Source organism: Mesobacillus jeotgali (genome assembly GCF_900166585.1).
Lineage (GTDB): Bacteria > Bacillota > Bacilli > Bacillales > Cytobacillaceae > Mesobacillus > Mesobacillus jeotgali_A.
Map to the genome: position 1 here is coordinate 1745401 of NZ_FVZC01000009.1, position 18507 is coordinate 1763907.

Annotated in this window: 17 protein-coding genes; 2 read left to right on the forward strand and 15 right to left on the reverse strand. The window is 42.7% G+C overall.

Going from position 1 to position 18507, the window contains the following annotated elements:
* The first annotated feature begins 34 nt into the window (after positions 1–34).
* Complete coding sequence (locus B5X77_RS18835; protein WP_079509463.1) at positions 35–256, forward strand: hypothetical protein; 222 nt, start codon at positions 35–37, stop codon at positions 254–256.
* An 88-nt stretch (positions 257–344) separates the two neighbouring features.
* On the opposite strand, the gene B5X77_RS18840 is transcribed toward B5X77_RS18835, so the two are convergent.
* The 14 genes from B5X77_RS18840 to B5X77_RS18905 all read right to left on the reverse strand — a co-directional run bounded on the left by B5X77_RS18840 (position 345) and on the right by B5X77_RS18905 (position 16664).
* On the reverse strand, positions 345–1076 hold the full coding sequence (locus B5X77_RS18840; protein ID WP_079509464.1) for a lysophospholipid acyltransferase family protein: 732 nt from the start codon (positions 1074–1076) through the stop codon (positions 345–347).
* 354 nt (positions 1077–1430) lie between these two features.
* Positions 1431–1916 (reverse strand): dihydrofolate reductase, encoded by a 486-nt coding sequence (locus tag B5X77_RS18845; RefSeq protein WP_079509465.1) that lies wholly within the window; start codon positions 1914–1916, stop codon positions 1431–1433.
* The gene (locus tag B5X77_RS18850) at positions 1913–2707 is read right to left on the reverse strand and encodes a thymidylate synthase (RefSeq protein WP_079509466.1); all 795 of its coding nucleotides are present in this window, start codon (positions 2705–2707) and stop codon (positions 1913–1915) included. The genes B5X77_RS18845 and B5X77_RS18850 overlap by 4 nt, the downstream gene beginning before the upstream one ends.
* A 141-nt stretch (positions 2708–2848) precedes the next feature.
* A complete protein-coding gene (locus B5X77_RS18855; protein ID WP_079509467.1) occupies positions 2849–3550 on the reverse strand; it encodes an anthrax toxin lethal factor-related metalloendopeptidase in 702 nt (233 codons plus the stop codon).
* 532 nt (positions 3551–4082) lie between these two features.
* Positions 4083–4658, reverse strand: coding sequence for a YpjP family protein (locus B5X77_RS18860; RefSeq protein ID WP_079509468.1), 576 nt, complete (start codon positions 4656–4658; stop codon positions 4083–4085).
* A gap of 409 nt (positions 4659–5067) precedes the next feature.
* Entirely contained in the window at positions 5068–5844 is a 777-nt protein-coding gene (locus tag B5X77_RS18865; RefSeq protein WP_079509469.1) for a class I SAM-dependent methyltransferase, read from the reverse strand.
* Between the two features lie 153 nt (positions 5845–5997).
* Entirely contained in the window at positions 5998–6432 is a 435-nt protein-coding gene (locus tag B5X77_RS18870) for a BrxA/BrxB family bacilliredoxin (RefSeq protein WP_079509470.1), read from the reverse strand.
* 79 nt (positions 6433–6511) lie between these two features.
* Positions 6512–8230 carry a dihydroxy-acid dehydratase gene (ilvD, locus tag B5X77_RS18875; RefSeq protein ID WP_079509471.1) on the reverse strand — a complete coding sequence of 573 codons (1719 nt, stop codon included), beginning with the start codon at positions 8228–8230 and terminating at the stop codon, positions 6512–6514.
* A 162-nt stretch (positions 8231–8392) separates the two neighbouring features.
* Complete coding sequence (locus tag B5X77_RS18880) at positions 8393–9523, reverse strand: conserved virulence factor C family protein (RefSeq protein ID WP_079509472.1); 1131 nt, start codon at positions 9521–9523, stop codon at positions 8393–8395.
* A 432-nt stretch (positions 9524–9955) separates the two neighbouring features.
* A complete protein-coding gene (locus B5X77_RS18885) occupies positions 9956–11836 on the reverse strand; it encodes an ABC-F family ATP-binding cassette domain-containing protein (RefSeq protein ID WP_079509473.1) in 1881 nt (626 codons plus the stop codon).
* Complete coding sequence (locus B5X77_RS18890) at positions 11833–12477, reverse strand: HD domain-containing protein (RefSeq protein WP_079509474.1); 645 nt, start codon at positions 12475–12477, stop codon at positions 11833–11835. Before B5X77_RS18890 ends, B5X77_RS18885 begins: the two co-directional genes overlap by 4 nt.
* Positions 12478–13327: 850 nt before the next feature.
* Entirely contained in the window at positions 13328–14176 is an 849-nt protein-coding gene (locus B5X77_RS18895; RefSeq protein WP_079509475.1) for a DegV family protein, read from the reverse strand.
* A gap of 176 nt (positions 14177–14352) precedes the next feature.
* Complete coding sequence (locus B5X77_RS18900) at positions 14353–14883, reverse strand: hypothetical protein (RefSeq protein ID WP_079509476.1); 531 nt, start codon at positions 14881–14883, stop codon at positions 14353–14355.
* Between the two features lie 92 nt (positions 14884–14975).
* A complete protein-coding gene (locus tag B5X77_RS18905) occupies positions 14976–16664 on the reverse strand; it encodes a formate--tetrahydrofolate ligase (RefSeq protein ID WP_079509477.1) in 1689 nt (562 codons plus the stop codon).
* Between the two features lie 181 nt (positions 16665–16845).
* Between B5X77_RS18905 and metA the strand changes: the two genes are divergently transcribed.
* Positions 16846–17754, forward strand: a complete 909-nt coding sequence (gene metA / locus B5X77_RS18910; protein ID WP_079509478.1) for a homoserine O-acetyltransferase MetA — start codon at positions 16846–16848, stop codon at positions 17752–17754.
* Between the two features lie 72 nt (positions 17755–17826).
* Here the strand turns inward: metA and B5X77_RS18915 are convergent, their stop codons facing one another.
* Positions 17827–18504 (reverse strand): class I SAM-dependent methyltransferase, encoded by a 678-nt coding sequence (locus B5X77_RS18915; RefSeq protein WP_079509479.1) that lies wholly within the window; start codon positions 18502–18504, stop codon positions 17827–17829.
* Between the last annotated feature and the right edge of the window lie 3 nt (positions 18505–18507).

Sequence of the window (18507 nt, forward strand, 5' to 3'; positions counted from 1 at the left end):
ATATAATAACGAAAATACGCTGGAGGGAATTAAAATGGAATTTTCATTGAACAGTTATGACGGGGCTTTACCAGTAGAGGTTACAATTGATGAAGACAACGGGCGTTACATGATTCGAAAAAGCGATACAAGCGGAGAATTTTTCAACAGCCCAATTGAAATGGTAAAATGGATCCGAGATAATTTTAAACCAGAGGATTTTTGCATTCCGGCAGAATTCACAAGGATGATGAATAGCCTGTCCCAATTTGAATAGACATTCCATTGCTTCATCCAGCCAGACTTCGTCCTAATGAACAGCCCCTGCTGCACGCAGGGGCTGTTTTGCATATTGAAAAATAAAATCAGGAAGCGATTCTTTTGGCATCCCTTGAACGAACGATTTCATCTCTCACTTCATCAGCAATCGCAATCAATTCTTTATCTTTATATTGCCAATTGTAAATTGGCTGGCTGATAATGACTTTTATCCTGGCCGGTTTGACAAGACGGCTATTTTTTTCGAAAATATCAGCTGTCCCCTCTATAGAAATCGGTACAATTGGTACACCAGAGCCTTTCGCAAGGCGGAATCCACCGGCTTTAAATCGGCCTATTGGACCACCTTTGCTTCGCGTTCCTTCGGGAAAAATCACAAGGGAATTCCCGTTCTTCAGCAGATCAACCCCTGCTGCAATGGAATTGGCCGCTTTATCCCTATTTTTCCGATCAATAAAGACACAATCGATTGCTTCCATCCAGGAAGACAGGATTGGCACCTTCTTGATTTCTATCTTTGAAATGAAGCCAAAAGGTTTATCAATAGCGCCTATAAGTACTGGTATATCAAAATTGCCTTCATGGTTGCTGGCAAACAGGACTGGGCCCTCAGGAATATGATGCAGCCCCTGTATCTCAACTTCTGAACCTGTCAAAGCCATGAAAGTTCTTGCCCAGTGTTTCGGTGTTTCATGGATTAACAGCTTCTTTTTTTCAGGATTCAAATCATCAGGCAACCTTTTTAAGCTAGATAGTTTGGGTATGCTCCATAAAAGATAACCACCCATATACAAAAAACACGCAAGTAAACGAAGCATTGTTTCCTCCTAAGTATATTATGTTGCCATTATAATGGATTTGTTCAACCAAGACTATATGATTAAATAAATTAATAAGAAAGTTCTTTTAACTTTTTCTTAAAGCGCATATTGTTTCCGAGTCATTCCATATGCACTTTTCCATAGTGTGAGGTACTGATGATTTTATCACGGCTTCCCCATCTTGTTCTTTTTGTTTCTTTTATCCTTCTTCCTGCTCTCAATGAAGTACGGTAATCGCTCCTTTTCACTTTCATCCTACTCTCGCTTTGTACTTAGCAACATGTTCAATCCTTATTCAACTTTTTTATAAGCAACAAAAAAAGCAATCCTTTTCCAGGATTGCTTCAGCTGCTATTTGCGTTTATAAATCAAAAACTCATAATCGTACGGATTCTTCTCATCCTTCGGGCCGACTTCCCTTGTTTGCAAGTCCCACTTGTCAATATCAAAAACAGGAAAGTAGGTATCTCCTTCAAACTGGTGGTGAATCATCGTAAGATATAGCCTATCCGCTGCTGGCAATATTTCCTTGAATATTTCCGCACCGCCAATGACGAAGATTTCTTCGTCCTTTTGTTTTGCATAAGCCATAAATTCTTCAATCGAGTTCATGACTGTACAGCCATCCGGCTGGTAGTTTTCGTCCCGTGTTATGATAATATTCTCTCTCCCTGGCAGTGGCTTGCCAATCGATTCGAAGGTTTTTCTTCCCATCATGATTGGATGTCCCATTGTTATTCGCTTGAAGAACTTTAAATCTGCGGGAAGCCTCCACGGAAGTTGATTATGATACCCGATCACTCTATTTTCATCCATTGCCCAGATTAACGAAATCATACACTGACAGCCCCTTTGATGTGAGGATGTGCATCATAATTGACCAATTCGAAGTCTTCATACTTAAAATCAAATATGGATTTGACATCCGGGTTCAGCTTCATTTGAGGTAATGGCTTAGGATCCCTCGTCAACTGGAGCTCCACTTGTTCAATATGATTGGAATAAATATGGGTATCCCCAAAGGTATGGACGAATTCACCGGCTTCAAGATTGCAGACATGAGCAACCATCATTGTCAGAAGTGCATAGGAGGCAATATTGAATGGGACTCCCAGGAATACATCTGCTGATCTCTGGTATAGCTGGCATGAAAGCTTCCCATCAGCTACGTAAAATTGGAACATACAGTGGCATGGCGGCAAAGCCATGTTTTTGATTTCTGCTACATTCCATGCATTGACGATCATCCTTCTGGAATCCGGATTGTTTTTTATTGTGTGGATCAACTCGGTAATCTGGTCGACAGTTTCACCATCAGCACCGGTCCAAGAGCGCCATTGATGTCCGTATACTGGCCCTAGTTCACCATTTTCATCTGCCCATTCATTCCAGATACGCACACCGTTTTCCTGCAAATACTTAACATTCGTATCACCATTCAAAAACCATAGAAGTTCATGGATGATTGATTTTAGGTGCAGCTTTTTAGTCGTCAGCAGCGGAAACCCATCCTGGAGATTAAAACGCATCTGGTAACCGAACGTACTTACTGTCCCAGTACCGGTACGGTCTTCCTTCTTTACCCCTGTGTCCAAGACATGTTTGCATAATTCTAGATATTGTTTCATGAATTTCCCTGCCCTTCAAAACGTACGATTTATTCTATTTATTTTAGCAATTAACAAGAATGATATAAAGAAAATTCCTATATAATGTTTGATGTTTAATAGCTATTTTCCTGCATAAACCCAACAAGATATTTGAAAAACCTACTTTAGTCCTTCAATATAATGGTAGGTTTGCGGAGCTGCTTCTTTCAAAAGACGCGCTGGAACCCCGCCAATATAGTACATTGCGAAGCTTTCAGCAAAATATTCTTCCGGATAATCCAGGAAATAGGCCCTGCCTGGAAAAAGAAGGCGGCTCTCATGCTTCCAAATCTTAAGGAACCTTTCTTCCTCCCTGATTCCGTCATAGACATGACGGTCGAGTGAATGTGCGAGTTCATGCAATTCCAGATTGACTGAACCATGCCCCTTCCCCTTTTCACTGCTTCCAATCTTAACTAAGACCACCCTTGATCCACCAATTCCCGGAACCTGATCCCATGTCCGTTTCGAAGTATATCCTCGTGGAATGACTCCCTTTAAATGACTTGCCGTAGGATTGTCAGTAAGGTCCCCTACAAATAATTTGACTTTAATATTTTGATTGATTGCTTTCTTGATCATGGATTCAGGCAAAAGGGTAAGCCGGCCAATAATCTTTGCTGCTTCTAATTGATCGAATTCATCCTCCGGAAGGACAACCAAATTTCCTGCCATGTTGGCCGCTTCAGGATCCATTGACTCATAAAGCAATGATTGTTTTGGGTATTCATTAAGGGAAACGCCATCCATATTGGCTTTTGAGCTGCCGAGCAGCGTGAAGGAAAGAAAGATAACAACAGATATTAAAAAAACTTTTCGCATGTATTATCCCCTTTCCTGATGTGTATTTACGAGAGAGATAACAAGTGTGGATTAATGAGGGATTTTCTCTTACTAGTCTATTAAAATTATAGCATATGGCAGCTTGCCTGCTGTCTGAGAAATTCAGGAAGGATTGGACAAAAAAACTCATCCAATCATGTATGGATGAGCACTGAACTCGATTTTTGGCCATCCAAAAAAGATAACCTAATTTACTGTATGATTGGCTGCTATAGTTAGTTTTTTAAAACAACCTAAGAAAAATAAAAAAAGAACAGACTTGAATCCATTCCTTAATCACATGAACGATGGCATCTTTTGCTGTTTATTTCCACCAGGTTTCTCTTAATCATATAGTAAAAAACTAAATTTTCAGTTGCCTAATGGTGCAAGGACGCTACTCAGAAAAGGCCATACTTGATGATCCTCCACTCGCTCTTAGATAGAAAAACCCAGCATCAGCTGGGCCTGTATTTATAACTATTTGGTTCTACTAAATTCAAGTTCGTTTTCAGGCCAAAAAATTAATTTTTCAGCTTTTCCATTTAGGAGGAGTGTTTTTTGCCCAGAAAATTTTCCCCAGTTCATAATGGTTCTGGAAGCCGTCGTGATAGGTATGGTAATGGAAATTAAACCAGTGCCCATCCTTAGGGGGCTGATCTCTCCTTACATGAAAACGGATAATGTCCTTCCCATTGCCTCCAGTTATATGGAAGATTTTCTCCGACTCCCCGCCTCCTGGCATTTCAGAAATGGTTAGAGTATTCAGCTCTTCTCCGGGGAATTGTATAGCTACCATCTCAATTGCCTTTTCGATGTTTGGCAAAATGGTCTGTCTGAATTCATCCTCAATTACAGGTCCAATCTTAGAACCGAATTTCTCAAATGACTGGAATTCAGCTTCCCTCATTGCCCTATTGATAAAATGGTTTCTTACGGCTTCATCATCTAAATGATCCTCGAAAGAATCAATGAAAGATGTTTCTGCTGATGCAGATTTTTCGGATCTTTCAGCTGTCAGGAACCCATTCGCCTGGGCAGGAGATACCATCCCAAAGGTAAAAATGGATATCATTACGACGAGCGATTTGCGGAGCCATACTGGCATCTTGATCACATCCTTAGTACACACGGGGATTTATTAACTGTTAAAATAGAAATCTTTTATCATCATTTAAACAGGTGTAAAAATAGCCTGTCCTGTTAAAAATAAAATCAGGAGTTTGTTTAATATTATTATAACTTGTTTATACGAAAAAGTGGGCAAAGGGTTTCATTTTTTTCAAAAATGGTTATAAGGAAATATTATAGGCTTCATTAGTGAAGTATAAAGGGAGGTCAAAAAGTATGGAGTGGATCACGGTCGCTGTTAGTTTATTTATGTTAGCTTATTTTGTTTTTCTGGCCATTGCAGATTGAGCCGGCTGTTTATGTGGACGGACAGTAGATTTTATTGTCCGCCACTCAAGATATATATGCTGTGTTTCTTGTTACATACTCCGGAATGAGGCTTTGCCTCATTCTTTTTCTATGACCCCAAAGTGGAATTTTGCAGATTTTCTGACAATCACACTAAAACCAAACTCTTCAAATCGTCTGCTCCTGAAATGGTCTTTTAGCACTACCCGTTCCCTTGAAATACGCTTTGCGTGTGCCACCATTTCATGGGAGAGGCCCTCATAGACAGCAAATTTCGTTAAGCTCCTGATTCCATCTGATTCCAGGATCGATTCATCAAACATTGGATCAAAGTAGACACAATCAACACTGCTATCTGGCAGTTCCTTTAATATATCCAGTGAATAACCCTCAATCACTTCTATGTTTTTCATGGCCCTGTTAATCAGTTCGTTTCCTGAATCCCATGTTCTCAATCCCGCCTTCACTAAATAGGAGAGTTCCTTCCTGGCTTCTATTCCTGTAACAGCTCCTTCATCACTAACAACAAAACTAGCCACAACGCTATCCGAACCAAGCCCCAATGAACAATCAAGGAAGCTTTTCCCCTTACGTAATTGGGCTGCATCTATAAGGGGATCTCTTTCCAATTTCATAAGTCTCTTGATGCGGAACATCGCAGAATTGGGGTGAAAGAAGAAGGGCTCTGATTCTCCTAAAGGAAAAAGCTCCAGCCTCTCTTTTCCCACTACAAGGCAATCATCCTTCACCAGTTCCTGAATCTTTGAAACTGACCTTTTTTTTCTCGGGATAAATTCTGTTTTAAGCTCCAGCGCAATCAATTTTGCTTGAGCAGTCATATGTTCATCTGTCCTCCCCGCCGTTGTCACAAACACATCAAACACCTCCTTCTTCGACAAAAGAAAAAGGACGTCATTGACATCCCTTTTCCTGGCCTTATGAACAAATCTGTTATTCCATGGGCGGAGTCTTTTTAAGAAAGATTGCACGAAGCCTTAATGAATCATTAAACCAAGATAGCAGCTAGTTTAACAATTAGCTTCAAACGCAGATGTTAGATTATCCATGATAGCTTCCATTGGCTGGCCCTCAATATCATGGCGCGGAATGAAGTGAACGACCTCTTTGCCCTTCAACAATGCCATTGATGGTGAAGATGGTTCAAGGCCTGTGAAGTACTCACGCATTTTAGCAGTCGCTTCTTTATCCTGGCCCGCAAAAACAGTGACTAGATGATCTGGTTTCTTCTCGCTTCTTAAAAGTGCCTGGGTAGCTGATGGGCGGGCAAGACCTGCTGCACAGCCACACACAGAGTTAACGACAACCAAAGTGGTACCTTCGACGTTTTCCATGAATTCTGTTACATCATCTGCGGTAAGCAATTCTTTAAAATCTGCACGAGTAAGCTCCTCACGCATCGGTTTTACCATTTGTCTCATATATTCTTCATATGCCATTGACATAAATATTCCCTCCCAAACATTGGTTTGCAGTGTTAGCATACTATATTTTTTATGCGAAACGCAATAAAAGAACGTCAAGTCAGGAATGAACATGAACAGTCTCTTGAACTGTTTCTCCTTCGAACAGATCGGTTACTGCCCCTTTTGAGGAACAGGACACAAGTCTTGCATACTTAGCCAGCGTTCCCCTCGATGGCAGTGCAGGCGGAGCCCACTTTAATTTGCGGGTGGCAAGTTCTTCTTGACTAAGCGCCACAGACAATAGTTTTTGTTCACTATCAATCGTGATCAAATCTCCATTCTGTATCAATGCAATCGGGCCGCCAACCTGGGCCTCAGGAGCAATATGGCCAATAACCAGTCCATGGCTTCCTCCAGAAAATCTGCCATCTGTAAGCAATGCAACACTCTCTCCGAGACCTTTTCCAACGAGAATCGCCGATAACGAAAGCATTTCGGGCATTCCAGGACCGCCTTTTGGCCCTTCATAACGTATTACCAGTACATCTCCATCGACTATTTCATCTGCCATTACTGCCTTTGATGCTGACTCTTCATCATCATACACCTTTGCAGGGCCCGACATACTTTTCACTTTCAGGCCTGATACCTTTGCTACAGCGCCGTCTGGTGCAAGATTTCCTTTTAAGACAACAAGCGGCCCATTTTTCCTGAAAGGCTGTTCTACTGGCCTGATCACTTTTTGGCCAGGCTTTAAGTCTGGGAATTCTTTTAGATTCTCTGCAATTGTTTTGCCAGTAACCGTGAGACAGTCACCGTTCAGCATACCTTCTTTCAAAAGCATTTTCATGACCGCTGGAACTCCGCCTGCTTCGAAAAGATCCTGCATGACATATTTACCGCTTGGCTTCAAATCTGCAAGGTGGGGGACTCTTTCCTGGACTTTATTAAAATCTTCCAGCGTCAATTCCACTTCAGCAGCATTGGCTATTGCCATCAAATGAAGGATCGCATTCGTGGATCCGCCAAGAGCCATTACTACAGTAATAGCGTTCTCAAAAGCATCCTTCGTTAAAATCTGCCTTGGACGAATATCCTTTTCTAGCAGCTGATAAACTACTTCACCAGCTTTATAGCAATCATCCTGCTTCTCTTTTGTTTCAGCTGGATGGGATGAACTTCCAGGGAGACTCATTCCCAGGGCCTCGATTGCGCTGGCCATTGTATTGGCGGTGTACATGCCTCCACAAGAACCAGAACCTGGACATGCATGACACTCGATTTTGTGCAGTTGTCCATCTCCTATAGCTCCCTTGTTATATTGGCCGACACCCTCGAACGCAGACACAATGTCAATGTCCTTACCATCCAGCTTTCCTGGTTTAATCGTACCTCCATAAACAAAAACAGCTGGTAGATCCATTCTTGCGATTGCCATCATACAGCCAGGCATATTTTTATCACAGCCGCCAATTGCAACGAACCCATCAAGACTTTCCCCCTGGACTACTGTTTCAATGGAGTCAGCGATCAAATCGCGGCTTGGGAGCGAATACCGCATTCCTTCCGTTCCCATTGAGATACCATCTGATACAGTGATAGTGTTGAAGATCAACGGTGCACCACCTGCTGCCCTTGCACCCTCTTTGGCTTTTAGGGCTAGCTTATCAATATGTATATTACAAGGCGTTACCTCACTCCAAGTACTGGCGATCCCGATCATCGGCTTTTTAAAATCATCATCATTAAATCCAACTGCACGCAGCATCGCCCTGTTTGGCGCCTTCCTGGCATCATCGCTGAAAACATGGCTTTTAATTCTTAAATCTTTATCCACAGACTGTCCCTCCCGATTTTTTATTCACTACCTTACTCCTTTTCATTATGAATTGCAATAATTATCTAAATATTTTAATTATTAAATATTTGTAAGCGGATTCAATGAATGGAAAAAGACACACGGGAAAATTATAATCTTTCCGTGTGTCTTATCTTTGAATTATTGTTTTCTTGCTTCCGTCATCTGTTTCCAGACTGAACCTTTTGCTTCTTCTCCATGTTCGATTCGTGCTATTGCCAATTTCACCTGCATGCTTACTTCAAACTCAGGGTCATCTTCTGCGTCCTTTAGTGATGTCAATGCCCTCTCATCTCCAACTTCGTAAAGAAACATGGCAGCCCGCCAGCGAACAAGCTTGCTTGGATCTTTAAGTGCCTCTATCATTTTACCCATTGCTTCATGGAAACCAAGATCGGACAAACAGTCTCCTGCCGTCCTTCGAACCGTAACGGTTTTATCATCAAGGGCCTTATACAATAATGGCAGTACCTTTTTATCCTCAATCATTCCTAAATATACGGTGGCCAGACGTCGTAATGATGCTTTCTCATCGTGTAACGCTTTTTCGAGGACAGGCAAATCAGCTATTGTTGGATCTTCCATTTGTTCAAGCAGGTGATATCTCACCCTCCAATCGGAGTCGTCCAAGTCAGCTTCAGTTATCCGGATTTTTTTCTTCGCCGCCTTGATCTGCGTTTCCTGTCCTGGGTTTTTCGCCAGCTTGACCAGCTCCTCGAGCCTTTCAGGAGGATAAGCTGCCAAAAGCTCTTCAACAACATCATTACCCACCTGCTCAAATTCTCCATAGCGGACACCAAGTTCTTTCCATCTGCGGACCATTACCACATTATCATCTGGAGTCTGAACCTCTTTAACTTTTTCAACAAATGATTCTGGCAAACCGAAACGTTTCTCTTCTGTGCCGTCCGTCAGTTTTACTTGCATAGGAATTCCCTTGTAAATTTGCACAAGGACTTTAATCTCCCCAAAATGCTCATTGATATCTGGCTTACCATCGCCAGCTTCTTCCGCTTCTTCTCCAAATGCCTTCCTTACTTCAGGAAGAATTATTTTCCAGTCATACTTGGCATTTCTTTCAACGGCCAGAAAATCGGCAACATGATAGACTCCCTTTACCCCTTCAATATCCAGTATGTTCAAAACGACCTCAGGCGCCCCGGCAGCTGAGTCCTTCTTAAAGTTATTGCTTTTGCCCATTGGCAATTCTTCATCCAAATTGATTTTCATAGTATTCGGGCTCGGTGTTGGTTCAATAGAAACAATTCTCATATTCCCACCCCTTTTTAAATTTTCAGGAATGAGGCCATTTTAACATAACAGCAGTTCAATCGCATGTACGAGCCCCCATGGGTCTTGACAGCTTTCGTATCTGCTCATCCCACCCTGGCATAATTACTGCGGATTCTTGACAGATTTCCTGCTTCCCCATCCTGACCTTCGGATTCTTGACAGATTTCCGGCCTCCCCATCCTGACCTGCGGATTCTTGACAGCTTTCCGGCCTCCCCATCCTAACCTGTCATAATAACTGCAGATTCTTGACAGCGTTCTGGCCTACCTATCCTAACCTGTCATAAAAACAACAAGGTTCTTGTATGAATATCTTGTCATTGTGCTATTTTCTTTATATTTAATATCCTTCATGCACAAATAAATATGGGGGTGCATGGGAAAAGCAACAAAAGGGCCTGGAATCCAGACCCTATTCGTCGGCGAGCTCGGATAGATAGCTCCATCTTTCAATTAAGTACTCTAGCTGCTGATTCAACTCTTCCTCTTCTTTCACTAATGACTGGCCTTTTTCGAAATCGCTTCCGATATTGGCCATTTCTGCCTGTACTTTCTCAAGGCGGGCTTCAGTAGCAGCAATCTTACCGTCAATTTCAGCCCATTCTTTTTGTTCCTTGAAGCTCAATTTCTTTTTCTTCGGCTTTTCTGTCTGCTCTACCTTTTCTTTCTTCGGCATGGGAGGAATAGAATCTGCCTTCGGGCGTTTTTCAAGGTATTCGGTGTAATTGCCATAATAAAGGTCGGTTTTGCCATTGCCTTCCAATACAAGCAACAGATCAACAACCTTATCAAGGAAGTAACGGTCATGAGATACGGTGATGACTACTCCAGGGAAGTCCTCTAAATAGTCTTCCAGTACGGTTAATGTCTGCGTATCGAGATCATTTGTCGGCTCATCCAGCAAGAGCACATTCGGTTCTTCCATCAACAGCTTTAACAGATAAAGCCTGCGTTTCTCTCCTCCAGAAAGTTTCCTGATTGGTGTTCCGTGTGCATATGGCGGAAAGAGGAAGCGCTCAAGCATTTGCGCTGCTGAAATGGTTTTTCCATCTGTTGTATGGACAATTTCTGCAGTTTCCTTTAGGTATTCAATCACCCTCTTGTTCTCATCCATATCCTCATTTTCCTGTGTATAGTAAGCGATTCTTACAGTCTGGCCTGTGATGATTTCACCGGAATCCAGATGTATTCTTCCTGCCAGGATATTCAATAAAGTGGATTTACCTGTCCCATTGCGCCCAATAATCCCCAGCCTGTCACCAGGCTTTACAAGAAGGTTAAATTGATCAAGTATGACCTTATCCTCGTATTGTTTGGTTGCATCCTTCAGTTCAAGCACCTGTTTGCCAAGCCTGCTTCCGCTCAGCGAGATGTCGAGTTTATCAGAGGACTTCAAATTGGACACTTCTTCATCCAGTTTATCGAAACGCTGAATCCTTGCCTTCTGCTTTGTGGTCCTGGCCTTTGCCCCACGCCTGATCCATTCAAGTTCCTGCCTGAAGAGGTTCTGCTTCTTTTCGAGTGTTGCGGCTTCATTTTCCTCCCGGCTTGCTTTTGCTTCTAGGAAACTCGCATAGTTCCCTTTATAGCTGTAGAGGTTACCCCCATCGAGTTCAAACATCCGGTTCGTCACTCTGTCAAGAAAGTATCGATCGTGAGTGACAAGTAAAAGTGATCCCGAATATCGAGATAAATAGTCTTCCAGCCATTTGACCGTTTCATAATCCAGATGGTTGGTAGGCTCATCAAGAATCAGCAAATCAGGAGATTCAATCAGCACCTGGGCGAGTGCGACACGTTTCTTCTGTCCGCCGGAAAGCTCTACCACTTTTTTGGTAAAATCCGATATTCCAAGCTGCATCAGAATCGATTTTGCGGCAGTGTTGGCATCCCAGCCATCAGAACTGTCCATTCTTCGCTGCAACTCATAGAATCTTTCTTGAATTCCTGCATCATCTGGTCTTAAGCTCATTTCCGATAATACCAGTTCATAATCACGCATCAGCTTGAGGATCGGAGCCTCTCCGCTGAATACCTGATCAAGGACGGTTTTCTCGGGTTCCATTTCAGGCTGCTGGGATAAAAACGAGATTTTATAGTCTTTCGCAAAGATTAACTCCCCAGAATCAGGCTGGTCGATCCCCGCAACTATTTTCAGCAGAGAGGATTTCCCAGTTCCGTTTACACCGATCAATCCGACTCTTTCGCGCTCACCTATCGTAAATGAAATCCCATTGAATAGTTCTTTTTCTCCGTATGTCTTCGTCACGTTTTCAATCGTGATCATTTTCATGCCTTACCATTCCATTCACTGTAAAATTGTTCAAGGAAAGACTCCATAAATTGATGCCTTTCCTCAGCGAGTTGTTTTGCATGTTCAGTATTCATTTTATCTTTTAGCTTCAAAAGCTTCTCATAAAAGTGATTAACCGAAGAACTATTCCCATTTCGGTATTCTTCCAGTGTTATTTCCCCTCTAACACCCAGCTCGGGTTCGTATATCGGATGGCCCTTCTTGCCGCCAAAGGCAAAAGTCCTCGCAATTCCGATAGCACCCAGAGCATCAAGGCGGTCAGCATCCTGGACAATCATAGCTTCTATACTATCTAGTTCAATCACCCTGCCGCCTTTAAAGGAAACTGTTTCAATACAGCTTTTGATCCTCGAAGCAACTTCACTCTCTATATCTATACTAAGCAAAAATGAATCCAGCTTAGCCCAACCAGCTGCTTCTGATTCATTCAATTTATCATCCGGTATGTCGTGAAGCAAGGCTGCCATTTCGATGATGAACCAATCACCTTGCATTTCCTTGCCCCAAATTAGCTGTGCATTCTTCCTGACTCGGTCAATATGATGCCAATCATGACCGGAAGAATCCCTGCCCAGCTCCTTTTTCACAAAACCCTCTGTGATTTCTATTATCTCTTTCATATCCAGCACCTACTTTCCTACCGAACTCATTTTACCATATAAAACGGTTGGAGATAGAGGTAAAAAGGATCGTGGTCATTTCTTCCCCTGCACCCTTTAGGCTGTAATAGAACGTCCTTCCACATTTCACATTTACTCAGTGTAGACTTCGTTTGTCCAATAGAGCCCTTCTATCGGACGTTTTTTCTCCAGCAGGCTATCTGGTTGTCCAATAGAGCCCTTCTATCGGACGTTTCTTCTCCAGCAGGCCATTTGTTTGTCCGTTATAGCCCTTCTATCGGACATTTTTTCTCCAGCAGGCTATCTGGTCGTCCAATAGAGCCCTTCTATCGGACATTTTTTCTCCAGCAGGCTATCTGGTTGTCCAATAGAGCCCTTCTATCGGACGTTTTTACTTCAGCGGCTATCTGTTTGTCCAATAGAGCCCTTCTATCGGACGTTTTTTCTCCAGCAGGCTATCTGGTTGTCCAATAGAGCCCTTCTATCGGACATTTTTTCTCCAGCAGGCTATCTGGTTGTCCAATAGAGCCCTTCTATCGGACGTTTTTTCTCCAGCAGGCTATCTGTTTGTCCAATAGGGCCCTTCTATCGGACATTTTTTCTCCAGCAGGCTATCTGTTTGTCCAACAGAGCCCTTCTATCGGACATTTTTTCTCCAGCAGGCTATCTGTTTGTCCAATAGAGCCCTTCTATCGGACGTTTTTTCTCCAGCAGTCTTACCGTTTGTCCGATAAAGCCTTTCCATCAGAATACTTTGTGGACTCAAATACAGGTTCTAGCTGCTGTCATTTATACAAAACTCATTACGTTTCTCAAAAAGGGATTAAAAAAAAAAGTGCCAACTTGGCACTTAGGAGTTTGCGTTATTCCAGCTGATTCCGATGGTATGCTCACCGGCATGGACTCCTATGACAGCTCCAATCGGGCAGCTGAGGAAGCGGATATCAGGAAAGATTTCTTCCAGCTGGCTTTGCCATTCATCTGCTTGCTCCTTATGAAGACCGTAAAGGATGTATACTTCTTCTATTCTATGTTTGTCATGCGAACTCTTTAAAAGATCGAATATTTTCTCGCGTGCTTTTTTATCGCTTCGTACTTTTTCTTTGGTTTTCAACTCGCCATCCTCGATACTGATAATCGGTTTTATGCTGAGCATGCTCCCTAAGTAAAATTGCACACCAGACATTCTCCCGCTTCGATGAAGCTGTTCCAGACTTCCAATCATGACAAAGGTTTCATTTGAATCTCTTATTGTTTCAAGCTTCTCCTTGATTTCGTCAATGGATGCTCCCTGTTCAGCCAGGGAAATTCCCTTTTTCAGCAGGGATGTCAGCGGATATGTGAGTATCTTTGAGTCAAAAGTAATTACCGGTATATTCACTGCTTGCGCTGCCTGCACGCTAGATGCAACTGTTCCGCTTAGTTTCGAGGAAATTAAAACGGAAAACACCATATCATATTCTTTTTCAAGGTGTTCATACAGTTCCATGAAAGCTCCGACCGGCGGCTGTGAGGTTTTTGGCGGGGTCTTAACCGTCTTTAGTCTCTTATATAGTTCTTCTGCCGTTAAATCCTTGCCATCAAGGTATTCGACGTCGTCCAAAACAATTGTCATTGGCACCTGGTAGACATCGGGATGGTTTTTTAATTCCTGATCCAGGTAAGCAGTACTGTCAGTTACCCATGCTATTTTTTTCAAATAATCTCCCCCTTTTTTTCTCTATTCTTTTAGCCTGTCCTCTTTCGAACAGCTTGTACATATCCACTTTTATTTACTCCAGAAAACACTCCATTAATTCTTTTTAAAACTATCCTTTAATAGATTATTCTGAAAACAATAAATAAATTCCTGCCTGAAAATGCAGGAATTATTATTCATTCAATAATTTTTTTCAGTTTAATTAGTGAGTCAACCATATACTCAATCATTTCCGTTAAATCATCAATTTGTTCCTCGTAAACAAGGCGGTTGAATGATATGCTGGCAACATTCCTGATTAAAGGTTTTTCTCTTAGTGGGGCTAAATGAACCGCCTGGGCAATGACCCTCTGGCTTCCCCAAATTTCATCCAGTTCTTTTTGTATGATTTGAAAAATAGCATCATCATACTTATGAAGCAATGAAAAGGTGATACCAACTTCACAGCCTGCAAGCTGATGAGTCCTGCCTTTGCCCAGCAGTTCAGCAGAAAGGTTTTCGAGTCCCGCCTCCAGGGTCATGGCAGCTGATATTTCACCTGCAGGGTAGTCGTTTAAAGTGAAGGAAATTTCGTACTTCCTCGACAACTTCGCTGTATTGATCCAGTCATTGCGGTCAACTACGATGATTTCCCCGCTCAAATCCCTGTCATATATTTCACCTTCAATTACGACTTTTATGTTTTCGAAAGCTGTCGGATCAAACAAAGTCTTCACTCCATTTCAAGCTGAAGTTCTAAATTAAGAATCCAGCTTCCCGGGTAAGAGGCTGGAACTTTTAGTGCTTTAGATTTACTTGACTAGAATAAGCCAACTGCATTGCCATCTTCATCAACATCCATATTCAGTGCTGCAGGCAGTTTAGGCAATCCTGGCATCGTCATGACTTCACCTGTCAGCGCGACGATGAATCCTGCACCGACTGACGGTTTCAATTCTCTGACGGTGATGGTGAAACCCGATGGCCGCCCTAGTTTTTGCGGATCATCGGACAATGAGTATTGCGTTTTCGCCATACATACTGGTAGCACACCCCAGCCAAATCCTTCAAAATCAGCGAGCTGTTTTTTAGCTTTTGGTGAAAACTCTACACCGTCTGCACCGTATACCTGTGTCGCAATCGTCTTGATTTTATTCTCAAGAGAATCGGACAGGTCATAAAGATGGGCAAATGTATTTTCACTTTTTCCGATTACATCCAGAAGGGTCTCAGCAAGCTCGATTCCTCCCGCTCCGCCTTTTTCCCAAACCTCTGTCAGCGCAACTGGGATCCCTGCATTCTCACACAGTTCTCTTAAAGTGTTTGTTTCGAATTCTGTATCTGTAATGAATCGGTTGATTGCAACCACATATGGCAGGCCGAAACTTGTAATCGTCTCAACATGCTTTTTCAAATTGGTAAAACCATCCTTTAATGCCTGGACATCTTCATTTACCAACTCGGTTTTCTTCATTCCTCCATGCATCTTCAGCGCACGGATGGTTGCAACGATGACCACTGCAGATGGCTGGATACCAGCATTTCTAGCTTTTATATTCAGGAATTTTTCAGCACCTAAATCCGCTCCGAAACCTGCTTCGGTCACGACGAAGTCAGCAAGCTTGGATGCCGCTTCTGTTGCGATGACGCTGTTGCAGCCATGTGCGATGTTCGCAAATGGCCCGCCATGGATCAAGGCAGGTGTATGTTCAATCGTTTGAACAAGGTTTGGCTTTACAGCTTCTTTAAGTAAAAGTGTCAGGGCTCCTTCAACTCCAAGGTCACCAACAGTAACAGGCTGTCTGTCATAATTATAGGCAACAACCATCCTGGAAAGGCGTCTCTTTAAATCCTTCAGGTCACTTGCAAGACACAGGACGGCCATGATTTCAGAAGCTACTGTAATATCAAACCCATCTTCACGGGGTACACCCTGCAAAGGTCCGCCAAGCCCTATGATAACCTTCCTCAGAGCACGGTCATTCAAATCCAGGGCCCGTTTCCATACAATTCTCCGTTGGTCGATATTCAGCTTGTTTCCCTGCTGAAGATGGTTATCGATTAGAGCAGCCAGCGCGTTATTTGCTGTGGTTATGGCATGCAGGTCGCCTGTAAAGTGCAGGTTAATATCTTCCATTGGAAGCACTTGTGCATAGCCGCCGCCAGTTGCCCCGCCCTTGATTCCCATTGTCGGTCCAAGTGAGGGTTCACGCATGGCAATCATTGTTTTTTGGCTAAGCCTATTTAAAGCATCAGCAAGGCCGACTGTCACTGTCGATTTTCCCTCGCCAGCAGGAGTGGGATTGATTGCAGTAACAAGAACAACTTTGCCGCTTTCCTTCGTTTTCAATTTTGCCAGAGCTTCTGTTGACAGCTTGGCTTTGAACTTTCCGAACATCTCGATATCATCAGCATCGAGGCCAATTGCGGCCGCGATATCAATGATAGGCTTCATTTCACTTTCACGGGCAATTTCAATATCTGACTTTACTTGAATGTTTGTTTCCATTTCCAATCCCCCCAGATATTCTCTATATGCTTACCATCTTATATTCTACCATCAGAAAATTATTATCAGGTAAAAAATATTTATTTGTCATAAAATTTCCTCTTTAGCCAATTGCTCCGCAAAAGAATTCAGACTATAATAAAAATTACTGAATTTAGTAAATGAAAAGGAGGATACGTCATTGCCAATTAAAATCCCGCTGCATTTGCCAGCGAAAGAAATATTGGAGCAAGAAAATATTTTTATCATGGATGACACCAGGGCAGCAAAGCAGGATATCCGCCCATTAAATATTTTGATCCTGAACTTGATGCCAGAAAAAGAAAAGACTGAGAGACAGCTGCTCCGACTGCTTGGAAACACGCCGCTTCAAGTGAACATCAATTTTTTAAAAACTGCTACATACGATTCTAAGAACACATCCGCGTACCATCTGGAGGAGTTTTACCAAACTTTCAGTGAGATAAAAACAAAGAAATATGACGGCATGATCATTACAGGTGCTCCAATCGAACTTATGGCATTCGAGGAAGTGGAATATTGGAATGAACTTATGGAAATCCTCGATTGGACAAAGAAGAACGTGACGTCGACTTTGCATATATGCTGGGGTGCCCAGGCTGCTTTATATCATCACTATGGCATTGCCAAATACCTTCTGCCGCAAAAGTGTTCAGGTATATTTAATCACCAGGTTCTCGATGAAACCGAAAGGCTGTTAAGAGGTTTTGACGATGAATTTCCGGCTCCTCATTCACGGAACACCGAGCTGTCAATAGCTGAACTCAACGAGCATCCAGAATTAAAAGTCCTTGCGGTTTCCGATGAAGCTGGCCCTTTGATTATTTCTAGCAAGGATGGTGCCAGAATCATGATTACCGGACATCTAGAATACGAAGCTACAACTCTAGCTGAAGAATATTCTAGGGACAGAGCCAGAGGAATTGATATCCATGTTCCTGAAAATTACTTTCCAGGCGATAATCCAGAAAAGAAACCGCCTAACCGCTGGAGATCCCACGCTCATTTGTTCTTTTCCAACTGGCTCAATTATTATGTGTACCAGGAAACTCCGTTTGAATGGAAATAAAATAAGGCGCCGACAAGTGTCGGCGCCTTTCGATTGCTGTCTTTTGCTAATATTCTTGAAGAGGGAGGAAGCTTATTTTTGAACCTGGAACATGAAAACCCACATAAAGGAAAGTGACTGCTGGAGCTCTAATGGCAATGAGCCAAGGGAAAGCTGCTCAGCTGCCTTTTTGAAAACTCCATATTCTCCAACCTTTTTCCATCCATTTTCCCCGGCCATTTTTTCAAGCTCCCATGGCATGATTGTATTGCAGAAGACTTCCTCTCCATATAGCCTCCGGAAACTGTTCTTTCTTGGAGCAGCCGTGGGGCCTAGTATCGCAATGCACGCGAATCCATCAGGCTTTAAAATCCTTGCCACTTCCTTCAAAGAATCATAGGGACTATCCGTCCACTCTATTGAATTGATTGCCATCACTGCTTCAAAGGTGTTGTCCTGTATTCCGTTATCAGCTAAGTGCGCCTTAATAAAATCACAATTAATGGCACCTTGCCTGGCTTTTTCTAGCATCTCCTCGGAAACATCTATCCCCGTTATCACATAACCTGCTTCCGCAAGCTTCCTTGAACCGACACCATCTCCGCATCCCAAGTCGCAAATCGCAGAACCAGGAGAAACAAATTTCTTTATGAAGGAAACTATATCCTTACGGCTCCCCTCCTCCCACATCCCCTTGCTTCTAGAATTCCACGATGTTGCCATACTGTCCCACAGTTTTTCCGATTCCTGCTTCCAATCAGATGTTTTCAAAAT